Origin of the sequence: Streptomyces sp. NBC_00667, assembly GCF_036226825.1 — a bacterium.
Classification (GTDB): Bacteria; Actinomycetota; Actinomycetes; order Streptomycetales; family Streptomycetaceae; genus Streptomyces.
On sequence record NZ_CP109022.1, the window covers coordinates 5,877,484 to 5,892,467 of the forward strand.

The following is a 14,984-nucleotide window of genomic DNA, read 5'->3' on the forward strand; positions in this document are numbered from 1 at the left end:
TGAACGCGTTCAATCGCAGTCGCGACCCTACGCCAGGCTTTGAACATGTTCAAGGAGTCGGGGTGGCGTTCCGGTTGCGCTGCGGACGCGGATACGGCAGACAGGAGGGAGCAACCGGGGCGAAAAGGGAGAATCTCGTGAGCGACGTGCCCGCACCGACACCCCGTCAGGCGCCGCGCCGTCACACACCGGCCCGGGCACCCCTCTTCACAGCCATCGGCCTGCTCGGGCTGCTCGCCACCGCCTGCGGAGGATCCGAGGAACCCGTGAGCGCTCCCGGCCCGCAGACCCAGGAGGTACACCTGCAGCCCGTCGGCTCCGCGGGACCGGACCCCTTCACCACCTCCACCGCCACCGGGGAATCGGCCCCCGCCCAGCCCCCGCTGCCCAACCAGAGCGGCCAGGGCATCCGCACCGTCAACGCCGCGACCCCCGGCCTGTACGGCGGCATCCAGCGGCTCGGCAGCTGCGACGTGGAACACCAGTCGAGCCTCATCACCGCCGACAGCGCCAAGACGGGCGCCTTCGCCGAGGCCTCCGGCATCGCCCAGGACAAGATCGGCGACTTCCTGCGCGCGCTCACCCCCGTCGTCCTGCGCGCCGACACCCGGGTCACCAGCCACGGCTTCCAGGAAGGCGGCCGGGCCGCCGCCTTCCAGTCCGTGCTCCAGGCCGGGACGGCCGTCCTCGTCGACGACCACGGCATGCCGCGCGTCCGCTGCGGCTCCGGCAACCCCCTCTCCCCGCCCCGCGCGCCCAAGGGGAACCCGGTGATCAAGGGCGACCCCTGGAACGGCTACCAGGCCAACCAGGTCATCGTCATCGAGCCGACCGTCCAGCAGCTGGACCACCTCGTGCTCGTGAACCTCGCCGACAACACCTGGCTGGAGCGCAGGACCGGCGACGACGGCGCCCAGGACAAGACCCCCGAAGGCCTGCCCCCCTACGACCCGGCGGAAAGCATCCCGAGCGGCCCGCTCACCCCCGAGGGCCCCGCCGCCCCGACCGGCCCCGGCGGCCCCACGGAACCGACGCCGCCCACCGGCCAGAGCCGGCCGGTCCAGCCGTCCCGGCCGCTGCCCAAGCCGCCGTCCCCGCCGCGCTCCGACCCTCCCGCCGCGCTGCCCCCGGACCTCCCGGACGGCCCCGCGCCGAGCCTGCCGCAGGACGCCCCGCAAGATGCCCCGCAGGCAGTGCCGCCGTACGCGGACCCCGGGCTGCCGACGGGGCCCGACGGCGTGGCACCGGAGCAGGCGGACCCGCACGGGTACGACCCTTCGGCGCCCTATGACCCGTACCTCCCCCCGGACCCGCAGCAGCCCTACGACCCGTACCTGACGCCCGACCCCCAGCAGCCCTACGACCCGGTCCCCTCCAGGGAGAGCGCCTGACCGGCGGGTGTGTCATGGTGGACCGGTGCCGACCGCCGTATCGCTGCCGGACGACTGGCCCGCGCACCCGGACCGGTCGCTCTCGCTGAACCGGATGGGCAGTTTTGACTGGGACCTGCTCACCGGTCTCATGCACATGGACGCGGCGGCCCTCGAAGTCTTCGACACGGACGTCGGCGCGTACGACGGCCGCCCCGAGACCCTCGCCGCCCGCGTGCCGCCCGACGAGGCGGCCCGGCTCGACGGGCTCGTCTCCAGCGCCCTCAAGAGCGGCGTGGACAGCTACGGCGCCTACTTCCGCATCCGCTGCCACGACGGCACGCTCCGCTGGACCCACACCCAGGGCCGCGTCATGCGCGACCCCGACGGCCGCCCGTACCGGATCATCGGCATCGTCCGGGACGCGACCGAGGAACTCGGCCACTCGGCGGAACGGCTCGGACTGGACGAGGAGCGCCGCCGCCAGACGTCGGTCGTCGAGAGCACCACCGCCGCCCTCGCGCACGCCCGCACCGTCAAGGACGTCATCGACGCCCTCGGGGACGCGCACGGCCTGGAACGGCTCGGCTCGATGGGCATGGTCATGGGACTGGTCGAGGCCGGCCGCATCCACCTGGTGGCCGAAGGCCCGGAAGGCAGTTTCGTCCCCGGTACCCGGTACACCCGCATCGACGAGCAGTACCCGATGAGCGAGGTCGTCCGCTCGCTCCAGCCCCGCTTCCTGGACTCCGCGAAGGAGTTCGCCGAGGGCTACCCCGACCTCTGGGCGAAGATCTCCGAGATGGACATCTCGGCCGCCGCCTACCTGCCCCTGATCGCCCAGGCCCGCCCGATAGGCGCCATCGGCCTGCTCTACCAGGACAAGGACGGCTTCACGCAGGAGGAGCGCAACCTGCTGGTCGCCCTCGGCAGCAGCATCGCGCAGAGCCTGCAACGGGCCATGCTGCTGGAGCAGGAACACGACCTCGCCGAGGGCCTCCAGCAGGCGATGCTGCCCCGCCGGATCCCGTCCGTCCCCGGCGCGGACATCGCGGTCCGCTACCGGTCGGCGCGCATGGGCCAGGACATCGGCGGCGACTGGTACGACGTCATCCCCCTGCCGGGCGGCCGGGTCGGGGCCGTCATCGGCGACGTCCAGGGGCACGACACGCACGCGGCCGCCGTGATGGGCCAGCTGCGCATAGTGCTGCGCGCCTACGCCACCGAGGGACACTCGCCGGCCACCGTCATGGCCCGTGCCTCGGTGTTCCTGCACGAGCTGGACACCGACCGCTTCGCGACCTGCACCTACGTGGAGGCCGACCTCGCGACCGGCGTGCTCCAGCTGGTGCGGGCCGGCCACCTCGACCCGCTCCTGCGCAGCCGCGACGGGGACTGCCGCCGGCTGGCCGTGGAGGGCGGGATGCCGCTGGGGCTGTCGGCGGAGTTCGGCCGGCTGGAGTACGCCGTCACGACCTGCGAACTGGATCCGGGAGAAACGCTTCTACTGTGCACGGACGGACTGGTCGAGCAGCCCGGCACGGACCTCGACGACGGGATCGGGCACCTGACGGAGCTCGTGTGCGCCGGCCCCGCGGACCTCCAGAAGCTCGCGGACCAGCTGTGCGGGGTCATCGACGAGCGCGGCGGTGACGACGACATGGCGCTGCTCCTGCTGCGCCGCCAGGTGCCCGACGCGCCGCAGGGCGGCGGCCGGCTCCAGCAGCACGTGGCGCCGGCGGACCCGGAAGCCCTGGTCGCGGCCCGGCACATGATCGGCGCGGCCGTGCGGGCATGGGGTGCGCGGGAGCGGGCCGACGAGATCGAGCTGGTCGCGGACGAGTTGATCGTCAACGCCCTCATGCACACGGACGGCCCGGCCATCGTGACGCTCCGGGTCCTGCCGGGCGACCGGCGGCGGCTGCGGGTGGAGGTCGAGGACCGTTCCAGCGCGCTGCCGCGGCGCCGCGATGCGGGCGAGGGGGGCGTCTCGGGGCGCGGCCTGATGCTGGTGGACCGGCTGGCGGACGTGTGGGGCGTGGACCCCAGGGGCGGCGGCAAGTGCGTGTGGTGCGAGTTCGGGCTGGGGTAGCCCGCCGACCGGGGCCGGTGCACGGCTCGCGTTCCGCGGGCGGTGACGGCAGGCTGGGAGCATGCCGGAGCTGCCCGAAGTCGAGGCCCTGAGGGAGTTCCTCGACGAGCACCTGGGCGGGCGGGTGGTCGAGCGCGTCCTCCCGCTCGCGGTCAGCGTGCTCAAGACGTACGAGCCCCCGCTCACCGCCCTCGAAGGGCAGACGGCCGGGTCCACCACCCGGTACGGGAAGTTCCTCGCCCTGCGGATCGGCGAACTCCACCTCGTCACCCACCTGGCCCGGGCCGGCTGGCTGCGCTGGCAGGACACCCTGCCCGCCCAGCCGCCGCGCCCCGGCAAGGGGCCGCTGGCGCTGCGCGTCGTCCTGGAGGGCGGCGGGGGCTTCGACCTCACCGAGGCCGGCACCCAGAAGCGGCTCGCGGTGTACGTGGTCCGCGACCCCCAGGAGGTCCCCGGCATCGCCCGGCTCGGACCCGACCCGCTCGCCGACGGCTTCGACCGTGACGCGTTCGCCGCCCTGCTGGCGGGGGAACGGCGGCAGATCAAGGGCGTGCTCCGCGACCAGAGCGTCATCGCCGGCATCGGGAACGCCTACAGCGACGAGATCCTGCACGCCGCGAAGGTCTCGCCGTTCAAGCTCGCCGCCTCCTTCGAGGAGGACCAGGTGACGCACCTGTACGAGGCCGTCCGGGAAACCCTTCGCACGGCCGTCGAGCGGGCCCACGGGGTGGCGGCGGGACGGCTCAAGGCCGAGAAGAAGAGCGGCCTGCGGGTCCACGGCCGCGCGGGTGAGCCGTGCCCGGTGTGCGGGGACACCATCCGGTCGGTGTCCTTCGCCGATTCCTCACTGGAGTACTGCCCCACCTGCCAGACCGGCGGCAAACCGCTCGCGGACCGCCGCCTGTCCCGACTCCTCAAGTAGCCCCCGGCCACCGCCCCACCGCCCCACCGCCCGGCGAGGCCCGGACGCTTCGAACTGCTCGGAGCGGGTGCGCTGCGTAGACTTCCGGGGCATGGCCGAGGAGCAGCAGGCGGTGGGGCGGCGGGAGGTCGTGACCGGGGTGGCGCGGGGCGTGCGGCGCAGGGCGCCCGCGCACACGCCGGCGCGGTCGGAGATCTCGGAGCAGACGAGCGTCGGGGCGACCTATGTCCGCGCCCTGATGCGCAGTCAGCTCCGGGCTGCGCTCTGCGCGTTGAGCGCACTCGCGCTGCTGGTCGGGGTGCTGCCGTTGGTGTTCCTGCTGCCCCGGGTCGCGTCGGGACCGCTGGTCTGGGTGGCGCTGGGACTGCTCGTGTACCCGGTGATGTGGCTCATCGCCCGCTGGTACGTGACCCGGGCCGAGCGCAACGAGGCCGACTTCACCGGGCTCGTCACCGACCCCGCCGAGGCGCCCGGTGCCCGTGGCGCGGGCACCTGAGGCCCGGGCCTCAGAACAAGTGCATCGCCAAGTGGCCGAGCGGAAGCCCCAGTTGCCATGCGGGCGTCCAGACGCGGGCGTTCTCGTCCAGACCCGCCGGGGTGTCCGCGTGGCCGTGCCGTCCCGGGTCGAGGTTCGTCGCGAACAGCTCCGTGTGGTCCAGCCAGCGCCAGGCCGCCCGGGCCAGTTCCAGGTCCGGGTCCTCCTCGCGCCCGTCCTCCCTGGCCTCCTCGCCGAGCTGGAGGAACCGGGTCTCCACCCAGTCGCGCCACGGGTGCCCGTAGGCCGTCAGCGACAGCCACTCGTCGAGCTGCGAGACCACCCGGATCCCGGAGAGCTCGCCGGCCGCGTCCGAGAGGTAGATGGTCAGTGCGAGCGTGTCCCGGCCGGCCCGGAACTCCAGCGTGCTGACGGGGATCAGCCGGCCCGTGCGCAGCAGCTCGTCGGCGATGTACTCCGCGTACAGCCAAGCCATGGGCACCGCCAGCCCACCACCGCCACCGTCACTGGTGCCGTTCGTACCCTCGGGCCGCACCGTTCCACCTTCTCCCGCGTGTCGAGCTTCCCGTCGTCAGCCCCGAGCCTTCACCGAGGGCCTCGCGGAGCGGAGGATGTTTACTCAACTTGACCGGACTGATAACACTTTTGATGCGGCTTGTGTCCGGTCCGTGCCCATCCGTGGCGTTCTCCGGACCGGCTGTCGACGCGCCGCCGCAGTCCGCCGCCGCTCCGTCCCGACGGTACCTCAGGCGCCGAGGCCGTAGCCCTGGAGGCCCTTGCGCAGGGCTCGCAGGGCGTAGTACGTACGGGACTTGACGGTTCCGGCCGGTATGCCGAGCTCCGCGGCGGCCTCGGCCACCGAGCGGTCCCGGAAGTAGACCTGCATCAGCACCTCGCGGTGCTCCGGCCCCAGACTGCCCACGGCCCGCCTGACGTCGATCGCGGTCACCGAACCGGCCACCGCGTCCTGCGGCGCGGGCGCCTGCTCCAGACCGTCCGGATCCACCTCCTGCGGCCGCGACAGCCGGGCGCGGCGCGCGTCGATCGCGAGGCGGCGGGCGACCGTGAACAGCCACGGCCGCATGGAGTCGTGCCCGCTGGCCAGCACCTCCGGGTGCTGCCAGACCCGTACCAGGGTCTCCTGGACGAGGTCCTCGGCCCGCTGGGCGTCCCCCGCCGTCAGGCCGACCAGGAAACCGAACAGCGCCCGCCCGTGCTCGCGCTGGAGTTCGGCCAGCGCCTCGGGATCCGTACGCCGGAGGGTGGAGGAGGGTGGCACGAGTGGCTCCTTCCGCTGTTCGCCGGGTCTGCCGGGGACCGTCCCGGCGCCCGTCTCGGGTCCGACGGATCCACCCTGACCTGCACGGGGCCGCCCGGGAACCGTCCGGCACGGCCGTTGCGCCCAAGCACCCCGGTCCTCCGGTGGGCGGCCGCGCCGCACGGTGAACGGTCGAACGGCGCGGCGAACGGCCGTGGGGGTGAACCGGCCCCACCGCGGCGGCGCCGTTCCTTGACTTGCGACGTCGCCTTCTGTGAATTCAGCTCATCAGATAGTCCTACGAATTTCCGGGTCCTGAGTGACCAGGTGTCGCAGGTGTCCGGAGCGTCCCTCCGAGCGAGAGCCGGTACAGATGACCCAGCGCACCCGCCAGGCCATGGCCCTGCTGTCTGCCCTCCTGCTGTCCGCCACGGCCGCCGCCTGCTCCGCCACCGGGAAGCCCGCGTCCGCGCGCCTCGCCCGCGGCCACGCCCCCGGGACCTCCACCGGCGGCTCCGCCACCCCGGACGGAGCCAAGGGGTTCACCCTGGTCGCGAGCGGCGACGTACTGCCGCACACCTCGATCATCCGGCAGGGCGCCACCGACGCCGAGGGCGACGGTTACGACTTCCGGCCGATGTTCGCCGGCGTCAGACCGGTGGTGTCCGCCGCCGACCTCGCCCTGTGCCACATGGAGACCGTCTACGGCGAGGACGGCGGCCCGTTCAGCGGCTACCCGGCCTTCAAGTCCCCGCCCCAGATCGCCGACGGCCTCAAGGCCACCGGCTACGACGGCTGCTCCACCGCCTCCAACCACACCCTGGACGACGGCGCCGACGGCGTGCGGCGCACGCTCGACACGTTCGACAAGGCCGGCCTCAAGCACGCCGGTTCGGCCCGGACGGCCGCCGAGGCGGCCACCGTCACCCGCTACCGGGCCGGCTCCGCCGAGGTCGCCCACCTCGCCTACACGTACGACACGAACGGCTACCCGATGCCCGACGGGCAGCCGTGGGCCGTCAACCTGATGAAGCAGGACAAGATCATCGCGGACGCGCGGGCCGCCCGGAAAGCGGGCGCGGACGTGGTGCTCGTCAGCGTGCACTGGGGCACCGAGTGGCAGACCGAGCCCGACGAGACCCAGCTGTCGCTGGGCAAGGCCCTGACCGCCTCGCAGACCGCCGGGCGCCCCGACATCGACCTGATCCTCGGCACGCACGCCCACATCCCCCAGCCCTACGAGAAGGTCAACGGGACCTGGATCATCTACGGCATGGGCGACCAGGTGGCGGGCGAGATGTTCAACCACACCGGCGAGCGGGACCCGCGCGGCAACTACGGTTCCCTCGGCCGCTTCACCTTCGCCCCGCCGGCCGCCGCGGGACAGCGCTGGCGGGTCACCAAAGCCGAGTTCGTCCCGCAGATGACCGACGAGTCACCCTGGAGGGTCGTCAACCTTCCCGACGGCCTCGCCAAGCAGCCCGGCAACGACGACTGGGAGACCGCGCGGGACGCCATCAGCGAAGCGGTCCTCAGCCGCGGCGCCGCGAAGGACGGCCTGACCATGGGCAGGTAGCACCCGCCTCGTACGGCGCCCGCCCCGCGGCCCCGGCCCGTTACGGCACCACCGTGACGGGCCACCGGCCCGCCTTGACCAGCCTGACCGCCACCGAGCCGACGATGCGGTGCCCGGCCTGCTCGGAGGCCCCCACCACCACCGCGTCCGCCTTCAGCTCATCCGCCGCGTCCACCAGACCGGCGTACGGGTCGCCGCGGAAGGTGTGGAACTCCCAGCGCACCTCGAAGATGCCTCTCAGCCGCTCGGCCGCCGCACGGATCTCCGCGACGAGGCCCTGCGCGATCTCCTCCGTCGTATCCGCCACCGGCGCGCCCAGCGAGGCACCGGCCGCCATCACCGGCTGCACGTACACCAGCGCCAGCAGCGCGCCCTGCCGCCTCGCCAGCCCCGCCGCGTACGCCGCTGCCCGCAGCGAGGACTCCGAGCCGTCGACCCCGGCCAGCACCACCTTCGGACCGTCCGTACCGCGTTCGAATCCCGTACCCACGTGCTCCGTCACGTCCCCGAGATTATCCCGTCGCCGCGCGGACCGGCCCGGCCCTCCCTACAGTGCGAACCATGAGTGCCACCGCGGAGCAGGCCCGGGGGACCCGCAACCGGTTCCTGAACCGGGTCCCCGACGCGTCCGGGGCGTTCTTCGCAACCCTCGGACTGCTGTGCGCCCTGCTGTCCCTCTCCCCGGGACTGCGCCGCCTGCTGCGCCCCGTCGTGCGCTTCCTCGACGACTTCGTGATCCCCGTCAGCGCGAACCTCGCCTACGCCGTCTTCCTCTTCCTGCTCGCCGCCGCCCTCGGCGCCCGCAAGAAGGTCGCCTGGTGGATCGTCGTCACCTATCTGGCCCTGCTGATCCTGGTCGACGTCCTGTTCATCGCGGCCGACGAGTACTGGGTCGGCGGTGTTTCCCTGGCCTTCGCCGCGGCCGCCCTCGCCCTCCTGATCGCCGCCCGCCAGGAGTTCTACGCCGCCTCCCGGCCCGGGGCGTTCTGGCGGGCGATGCTCGTCCTCGGGCTGGGGCTGCTCCTCGCCGTCCTCGCCGGGTGGGGCCTGGTCGCCCTGTTCCCCGGGACCCTGCCCAAGGGCCAGTGGCTCGACTGGGCCGCGAAGGAGGTCTTCGGCGGCCTCTTCTCCGACCGCCGCTTCGACGGCCGCCCGCCCCGCCCGCTGTCCTTCGTGCTCGGCCTCTTCGGCGCGCTCGCCCTGCTGAACGCGGCCGCCGCCCTCTTCCGCTCCCAGCGTCTGACCGCCGCCCTGCACGGGGACGAGGAACCCCGCATCCGCGCGCTCCTCGGCGCCTACGGGCGCAGCGACTCCCTCGGCTACTTCGCGACCCGGCGGGACAAGGCCGTCGTCTTCGCCCCCAACGGCAAGGCCGCCGTCACCTACCGCGTCGAAGCAGGCGTCTGCCTCGCCAGCGGCGACCCGGTCGGCGACCCCGCCGCCTGGACCCCCGCCATCAACGCCTGGCTGGCCGTGGCCCGCCGCTACGGCTGGCAGCCCGCCGTCATGGGCGCCTCCGAGGACGGCGCGACCGCCTACGCCCGCTCGGGGCTCGGCGCCCTCCAGCTCGGTGACGAGGCCATCTTGCACGTCGCCCAGTTCGACCTCGACGGCCGGGACATGCGCGTCACCCGGCAGGCCGTCAACCGCGTCCGGCGCACCGGGGCCACCACCCTCATCCGCCGCCACTCCGCCCTCTCCGAGGAGGAGATGCGCACCATCGTGGACCGGGCAGACACCTGGCGCGACACCGAGACCGAACGCGGCTTCTCCATGGCCCTCGACCGGCTCGGCGACCCTGCCGACGGCGACTGCCTGCTCGTCGAGGCCTTCGACGCCGAGCGCAGGCTGATCGCCCTGCTGTCCTTCGTCCCCTGGGGCAAGGACGGCATCTCCCTGGACCTGATGCGCCGCGACCGCACCGCCCCCAACGGCGTCATGGAGTTCATGGTCGCCCAGCTCTGCGCCGCCGCACCCGGACTGGGCGTGCGCCGGATCTCCCTCAACTTCGCCGTGTTCCGCTCCGCCTTCGAGGAGGGCGCCCGGATCGGCGCGGGGCCGGTCCTGCGGCTGTGGCGCAGGCTGCTGCTGTTCTTCTCCCGCTGGTGGCAGCTGGAGGCGCTGTACCGCTCCAACGTCAAGTACGGCCCCGAGTGGTACCCGCGGTTCCTGTGCTACCAGGACGCCGGCTCCCTCGCCCGGGTCAGCCTCGCCTCCGGCATCGCCGAAGGGTTCGTCTCCGTACCGAGCCTGCGCAAGCTGTGGGGCAACGCCCACCCCAAGGGCCTCACCGCGCCCGCCACCACCGAGGGCCTGCCCTCCATCGACTCCCTCGGCCTGGACCTCGTGGCGGAGGCGGGCCAACGGGCGATGGTCGAGCGGCTGCCCGAGCAGGTCAGGGTCCGGCACGCCAAACTGGACCGGATCCGGGCGTCCGGAACCGACCCCTACCCCGTCGGCGTCCCCCGGCGCACCCACACCGTCGCCCGCCTGGAGGAAGCCCACCCCGGCTACCCGCCCGGCACCCGGACCGGGGAACAGGTCACCCTCGCGGGCCGGGTGATGGTCGTACGGGACCTCGGCGGCGTCGTGTTCGCCGTACTGCGGGACTGGACCGGCGACACCCAGCTGATGCTCACCCGCGACGAGGCGGGCCCGGACGTACTGGACTCCTTCACCTCACAGGTCGACTTCGGCGACCACGTGGTGGCGACCGGCGAGGTCGGCGCCAGCCGGACGGGCCGGCTGTCCGTCGTCGTCCACTCCTGGCAGCTCACCGGTAAGTGCCTGCGCCCGCTCCCCGACAAGCGCAAGGGCCTCTCCGACCCCGAGGCCCGCGTCCGGCGCCGCTACCTCGACCTGGTCGCCAGCCCGGACGCGCGCGACGTCGTACGGGCCCGCTCCAGCGCTGTGCAGGCCCTGCGCCAGGGGCTCCTGGACCGCGGCTACCTGGAGGTCGAGACCCCGATGCTCCAGCAGATCCACGGCGGGGCGAACGCCCGCCCCTTCCGCACCCACATCAACGCCTACGACCTCGACCTCTACTTGCGCATCGCCCCGGAGCTGTACCTGAAACGGCTCTGCGTCGGCGGCATGGAAAAGGTCTTCGAGATGGGGCGCACCTTCCGCAACGAAGGCGTCTCCTACAAGCACAATCCCGAATTCACCATGCTGGAGGCCTACCAGGCGTACGCGGACTACGACGTGATGCTCGACCTGACGCGCGAGCTGATCCAGGGCGCCGCCACCGCCGCCTTCGGCTCGCCCCTCGCCCACAAGGCCGACGCCGACGGCAAACTCGTCGTCCACGACATCTCCGGGTACTGGCCGGTCAAGACGATGTACGGGGCCATCAGCGAGGCCCTGGGCGAGGAGGTCGACGCCGACACCGACGAACGGGCGCTGCGCCGCCTGTGCGACCGGGCCGGGGTCCCCCACTCGCCCGACGACACCCGGGGCGACGTGGCGCTGGAGATGTACGAGCGGCTGGTGGAGGAGAAGACCGGGCTGCCCACCTTCTACAAGGACTTCCCGACCGACGTCTCCCCGCTGACCCGGCAGCACCGCAAGGACCCGAGGCTGGCGGAACGCTGGGACCTGGTCGCCTTCGGCACCGAGCTCGGCACCGCCTACTCGGAGCTCACCGACCCCGTCGAGCAGCGCCGCAGGCTCACCGCGCAGTCACTGCTGGCGGCGGGCGGCGACCCCGAGGCGATGGAGCTCGACAACGACTTCCTGGACGCGCTGGAGTACGCGATGCCGCCGACCGGGGGGCTCGGCATCGGCGTGGACCGGCTCGTCATGTTCCTCACCGGTCTGACGATCCGCGAGACGCTTCCGTTCCCGCTCGTACGACGCGGCTGACCGGCCCCCCGGCTGCGCCGGGCGGGTGACGGGCAGTCGGCGCCATCGCGCCTGCGGGCGTCTCAACCCATGACGTTGATACCAGTTGAGAATGAAAAATGACGAGCCGACAGTCGGGCGACGCGTGCTCCTGCGCACCGCCGCCTTCCTCGGCGCCGCGGCAGCCGTCTCCCTCATCACCGGCGGCGAGAGCGACACCCCCGCCTCCGGCGGCGGGGCCGGCCCGGCGCCGGGACCCGGCGGCGCGGGCGCGGCCGGCCGGGGCGCGCCGGGAGCCCCCGCCCTGCGCGCCCGGGGGCTCCCGCCCAACAGCTACCGGCTGTCCCCGATGACGGCGCAGGCCCCGGCCCGGCCGCCCGCGGTGAAGCCCGCGGTCCGCACCCGGCCCATCCTGGAACTGCCCGCAGGCACGAGCCGGTCCGGCGAGATGCTCCTCACCTTCGACGACGGCCCCGACCCCCGCTACACGCCCGGCATCCTGGACACCCTCGCCCGGTACCGGGTCCGCGCGGTGTTCTTCGTCTGCGGGGAGATGGCCACCGACAACCGCGACCTGCTGCGCCGGATGGCCGCCGAGGGCCACCTCATCGGCAACCACACCTGGACCCACCCGCTCATCCCCACCCTGGGACGCCCCGACCTGGCCGCGGAGATCGAGCGCACCAGCGAGGTCGTCGAGCAGACGACCGGTACGGCTCCCCAGTGGTTCCGGGCGCCCTACGGAGCCTGGAACCGGGCCGCCTTCGAGATCGGCGCGGAGCTCGGCATGGAGCCCCTCGCCTGGACCGTCGACACCCTCGACTGGACGGAACCGGGCACCACCACGATCGTCTCCCGCGTACTGGCAGGCGCCGCGCCCGGAGTGATCGTGCTGTCCCACGACGCAGGCGGCAACCGCTCCCAGAGCGTCGAGGCGCTCGAAACGTACCTGCCCCAGCTGCTCGCCAGGGGCTACCGGATGACGCTCCCCGTCTTCCCGGCGGCGCGGCCGCACTGAGGGCGGGGGCCGGGCCCCCGCCCGGGGGCCCTCAGCGTGCCTCCACCATCCGGGCGAACACCACCACGTTGCCGTCGTAGCCCCGGCCCTTCGAGTAGCCGCCGCCGCAGGTGATCACGCGCAGCTCCGGGTGGCCGGTGTCCCCGTACACCCGGGCCCCCGGGAAGGTCTCCTTGGAGAACACCTCCACGCCGTACACCTCGAACACCGCCGTGCGCCCGTCGTACCGCTCCACCTCGATGTGCTGGCCCTTGTTCAGCGAGCCCAGGCCGTAGAACACCGCCGGGCCCTGCGCGTTGTCCACATGGCCCACGATCACCGCCGAGCCCTGCTGGCCCGGGGAGATACCGTTGAGGTACCAGCCGGCCAGGTTCGGGTCCTGCGGGGGCGGCGCGTCGATGAAGCCCTGCGCGTCCAGCCCGACCGTCATCACCGGCGCGTCCACCTTGATCGCCGGGATCCGGATGCGCTGCACCGACGAGTGCTCCAGCACCTCCAGGTCCGGCGGCGGCGCGGGCGGGGCCACGGCCGCCTGGTCGGGCCGTACCGCGACGGCCGCCGCGGCGGCGGGCTGTGGCGGCCCGTCGTTCAGGTTCACGCCGTTGCGCATCATGGCGAGGCCGGTGAGCAGGACCAGTGCGAGTGGTCCCCACGGAGAGCGCCTCCTCCGCCGCTGCTCACCCTCGTCCTCGGTCATGGCTCTCCCTTCCCGACGCGGGGGTCCCGACCCGCGTGCAAGTCCCTCCCCTGTACGCCCTTCTTCACGCACGCTAAGGGTGCACGGCCGGGACGGCGATCGGGGACGGGCGAACGGGTGGTGGGGCCGGAAGGGGTGCGCCCATCCAGGTAATCGTCACATAAATGCCTGACGGGTCGTGACCTGCGGATCCGTCAGAAACCCTTCCGGCTGTTCGGCGTGTCGCTCAACCGGGCGGCCCAAAGCCGGAAATGCGCTGGTTGCGAGCCGCCCCGAGGGTTCGTGATGGGAGGCGTTCTCGTCGATCATCCCGGGCGACCGCTCCGGGGCGCTTCCCGCTGGAGGTTCCACCATGCGTGTTTTGCGCGCACTCACCGTGACCGCGGCTGCCTGCGCCGCCGTCGCCCTCAGCGCACCCTTCGCCTCGGCGAACCCGGCGGGCGGGCCGCCGCTGGGCGGAGGCAACGGTCCCAGCAACGTCACGGTCAACCCGTACTCCGTGCACCAGGGCTCCACGATGCAGGTCAGTGCGGCCGGATGCACCCACGGCGGCACGGTCTGGTCGCACGGCAACTTTCCCGAGACGAGACTGTCGGCCGGGTCCATCGGATTCGCGACCGTACGCATCTTCAACCACGCCTCTCCCGGCCACCAGACGCTGTCCGTCAGGTGCAACGACAGCAGCCTCGTCGCCACGCACCGCTTCACGATCCTCGAAGGCAACGGTGCCCAGGGCGGTATCGGCGGCTCCTTCGGCCCGTCCGCCACCGAGACCGCCATCGGTTCCGGTCTCGTCGCCACGGCGGCCCTCGGCGCGGGCATCCACGTGATGCGCCGTCGCCGCCCGATCGGTAGCCGGGCCTGACCGGCCGACCTCCACGGTCAGCCCGGCACCGCGGTCGCCCCGAGTCCTGACGAGGGCTCGGGGCGCGTGGGTTTCCCGCCGCTCGGCAGGGACGTCCGCCACGGTCAGTGGCCGCGCGAGGAGCGGCGGCGCAGTACGTAGCCCGTACCGGCCACGGCGGCCAGCACGAAGCCGGCGCCGACGCCGAACTCCAGGAGGTCCATCCCGGCCACACTGCCGCCGAGGCCGCCCCGCACGCCGAGGGTGGCGGTGCCGGAGGCGGGGGCCGCGGGGGCCGTGGGGGCCGTGGGCGGCAAGGGGAGGCGGCGCGGGGGACCGACGGTCGAACTCGTGGTGGGACGGCTCGTACCACCGGCGATGGTCAGGTCGGCCGAACCGGTCTCGCCGTTGCAGGTGAAGGTGACGGAGTACAGCGCCCCGGGCCGGGCGTCCCGGTCGACGGTGACCCGGGCGGTCTGGCCGCGCGCGATGCTCACGGTGTCGAAGACGCCGGACGAGGAGGTGGCGAAGGCGGAGTTGCAGCCGCTGACGGAGAGCACCACCTGGCCGCCGGGGGCGACCGTGGAGGGGGTGATGGCGAAGGCGAACGAGGTGACCGGCTGGGCCTCGGCCGCGGTGGCGGCACTGGTGCCCGCCGGGCCGAGCGCGAGGACGACGCCGGTGGCGCCGGCGCTCAGCAGGGCTGTGGCGGAGCTGCGTATCGCACCCATGAGTGATTCTCCGGATCCCCGAGGAGCAGCCGCGGAATGGTTTCCGCACGTGGAAGGACGTGCGCCTCGACGTCCGTCACGCTAGGCCGGGGCCCGGGTGCCCGCGATCAGGAACGGGCGAACGGGTCACAACGATG

The 14,984-nt window shown here is 73.2% G+C and carries 13 protein-coding genes; 8 read left to right on the forward strand and 5 right to left on the reverse strand.

The genetic code is table 11. From position 1 onward, the window contains the following. Positions 1-137: 137 nt before the first annotated feature. The 4 genes from OHA81_RS26940 to OHA81_RS26955 all read left to right on the forward strand — a co-directional run bounded on the left by OHA81_RS26940 (position 138) and on the right by OHA81_RS26955 (position 4,880). The gene (locus OHA81_RS26940) at positions 138-1,391 is read left to right on the forward strand and encodes a DUF6777 domain-containing protein (RefSeq protein WP_329200046.1); all 1,254 of its coding nucleotides are present in this window, start codon (positions 138-140) and stop codon (positions 1,389-1,391) included. 7 nt (positions 1,392-1,398) lie between these two features. Next, positions 1,399-3,462 carry a SpoIIE family protein phosphatase gene (locus OHA81_RS26945; RefSeq protein ID WP_329200048.1) on the forward strand — a complete coding sequence of 688 codons (2,064 nt, stop codon included), beginning with the start codon at positions 1,399-1,401 and terminating at the stop codon, positions 3,460-3,462. Positions 3,463-3,523: 61 nt separating this feature from the next. Further along, complete coding sequence (locus OHA81_RS26950) at positions 3,524-4,384, forward strand: Fpg/Nei family DNA glycosylase (RefSeq protein WP_329200050.1); 861 nt, start codon at positions 3,524-3,526, stop codon at positions 4,382-4,384. Between the two features lie 91 nt (positions 4,385-4,475). Beyond that, positions 4,476-4,880 (forward strand): hypothetical protein, encoded by a 405-nt coding sequence (locus OHA81_RS26955; protein ID WP_329200052.1) that lies wholly within the window; start codon positions 4,476-4,478, stop codon positions 4,878-4,880. A 10-nt stretch (positions 4,881-4,890) separates the two neighbouring features. On the opposite strand, the gene OHA81_RS26960 is transcribed toward OHA81_RS26955, so the two are convergent. Together OHA81_RS26960 and OHA81_RS26965 are read right to left on the reverse strand one after the other, a co-directional pair. After that, on the reverse strand, positions 4,891-5,415 hold the full coding sequence (locus OHA81_RS26960) for a hypothetical protein (RefSeq protein ID WP_399278460.1): 525 nt from the start codon (positions 5,413-5,415) through the stop codon (positions 4,891-4,893). A 210-nt stretch (positions 5,416-5,625) separates the two neighbouring features. Beyond that, positions 5,626-6,159, reverse strand: coding sequence for a sigma-70 family RNA polymerase sigma factor (locus tag OHA81_RS26965; protein ID WP_190184884.1), 534 nt, complete (start codon positions 6,157-6,159; stop codon positions 5,626-5,628). Between the two features lie 352 nt (positions 6,160-6,511). Here OHA81_RS26965 and OHA81_RS26970 point away from each other — a divergent pair, with 352 nt between their 5' ends. After that, positions 6,512-7,714, forward strand: coding sequence for a CapA family protein (locus tag OHA81_RS26970; RefSeq protein ID WP_329200054.1), 1,203 nt, complete (start codon positions 6,512-6,514; stop codon positions 7,712-7,714). 40 nt (positions 7,715-7,754) lie between these two features. Here OHA81_RS26970 and OHA81_RS26975 read toward each other — a convergent pair whose 3' ends face one another. Next, positions 7,755-8,216: a universal stress protein gene (locus OHA81_RS26975; protein ID WP_329200056.1), complete on the reverse strand. Its 462-nt coding sequence runs from the start codon at positions 8,214-8,216 to the stop codon at positions 7,755-7,757. 59 nt (positions 8,217-8,275) lie between these two features. On the opposite strand from OHA81_RS26975, the gene lysX reads away from it, so the two are divergent. Together lysX and OHA81_RS26985 are read left to right on the forward strand one after the other, a co-directional pair. Next, complete coding sequence (gene lysX, locus OHA81_RS26980; RefSeq protein ID WP_329200057.1) at positions 8,276-11,578, forward strand: bifunctional lysylphosphatidylglycerol synthetase/lysine--tRNA ligase LysX; 3,303 nt, start codon at positions 8,276-8,278, stop codon at positions 11,576-11,578. A 91-nt stretch (positions 11,579-11,669) separates the two neighbouring features. Continuing rightward, the gene (locus OHA81_RS26985) at positions 11,670-12,575 is read left to right on the forward strand and encodes a polysaccharide deacetylase family protein (protein WP_329200059.1); all 906 of its coding nucleotides are present in this window, start codon (positions 11,670-11,672) and stop codon (positions 12,573-12,575) included. Between the two features lie 31 nt (positions 12,576-12,606). Here the strand turns inward: OHA81_RS26985 and OHA81_RS26990 are convergent, their stop codons facing one another. Further along, positions 12,607-13,272: a class F sortase gene (locus OHA81_RS26990; RefSeq protein WP_329200062.1), complete on the reverse strand. Its 666-nt coding sequence runs from the start codon at positions 13,270-13,272 to the stop codon at positions 12,607-12,609. Positions 13,273-13,624: 352 nt separating this feature from the next. On the opposite strand from OHA81_RS26990, the gene OHA81_RS26995 reads away from it, so the two are divergent. Then, positions 13,625-14,137, forward strand: coding sequence for a hypothetical protein (locus OHA81_RS26995; protein WP_329200064.1), 513 nt, complete (start codon positions 13,625-13,627; stop codon positions 14,135-14,137). A gap of 104 nt (positions 14,138-14,241) precedes the next feature. On the opposite strand, the gene OHA81_RS27000 is transcribed toward OHA81_RS26995, so the two are convergent. Beyond that, entirely contained in the window at positions 14,242-14,847 is a 606-nt protein-coding gene (locus OHA81_RS27000) for a hypothetical protein (RefSeq protein ID WP_329200066.1), read from the reverse strand. Positions 14,848-14,984 lie beyond the last annotated feature (137 nt).

Excerpts from the sequence above, each read along its gene's own strand:
- lysX (WP_329200057.1), top strand. The coding sequence starts at position 8,276 with ATGAGTGCCACCGCGGAGCAGGCCCGGGGGACCCGCAACCGGTTCCTG.
- OHA81_RS26970 (WP_329200054.1), top strand. The coding sequence starts at position 6,512 with ATGACCCAGCGCACCCGCCAGGCCATGGCCCTGCTGTCTGCCCTCCTG.
- OHA81_RS26950 (WP_329200050.1), top strand. The coding sequence starts at position 3,524 with ATGCCGGAGCTGCCCGAAGTCGAGGCCCTGAGGGAGTTCCTCGACGAG.
- OHA81_RS26995 (WP_329200064.1), top strand. The coding sequence starts at position 13,625 with ATGCGTGTTTTGCGCGCACTCACCGTGACCGCGGCTGCCTGCGCCGCC.
- OHA81_RS26990 (WP_329200062.1), bottom strand. The coding sequence starts at position 13,272 with ATGACCGAGGACGAGGGTGAGCAGCGGCGGAGGAGGCGCTCTCCGTGG.
- OHA81_RS26955 (WP_329200052.1), top strand. The coding sequence starts at position 4,476 with ATGGCCGAGGAGCAGCAGGCGGTGGGGCGGCGGGAGGTCGTGACCGGG.
- OHA81_RS26985 (WP_329200059.1), top strand. The coding sequence starts at position 11,670 with ATGAAAAATGACGAGCCGACAGTCGGGCGACGCGTGCTCCTGCGCACC.
- OHA81_RS27000 (WP_329200066.1), bottom strand. The coding sequence starts at position 14,847 with ATGGGTGCGATACGCAGCTCCGCCACAGCCCTGCTGAGCGCCGGCGCC.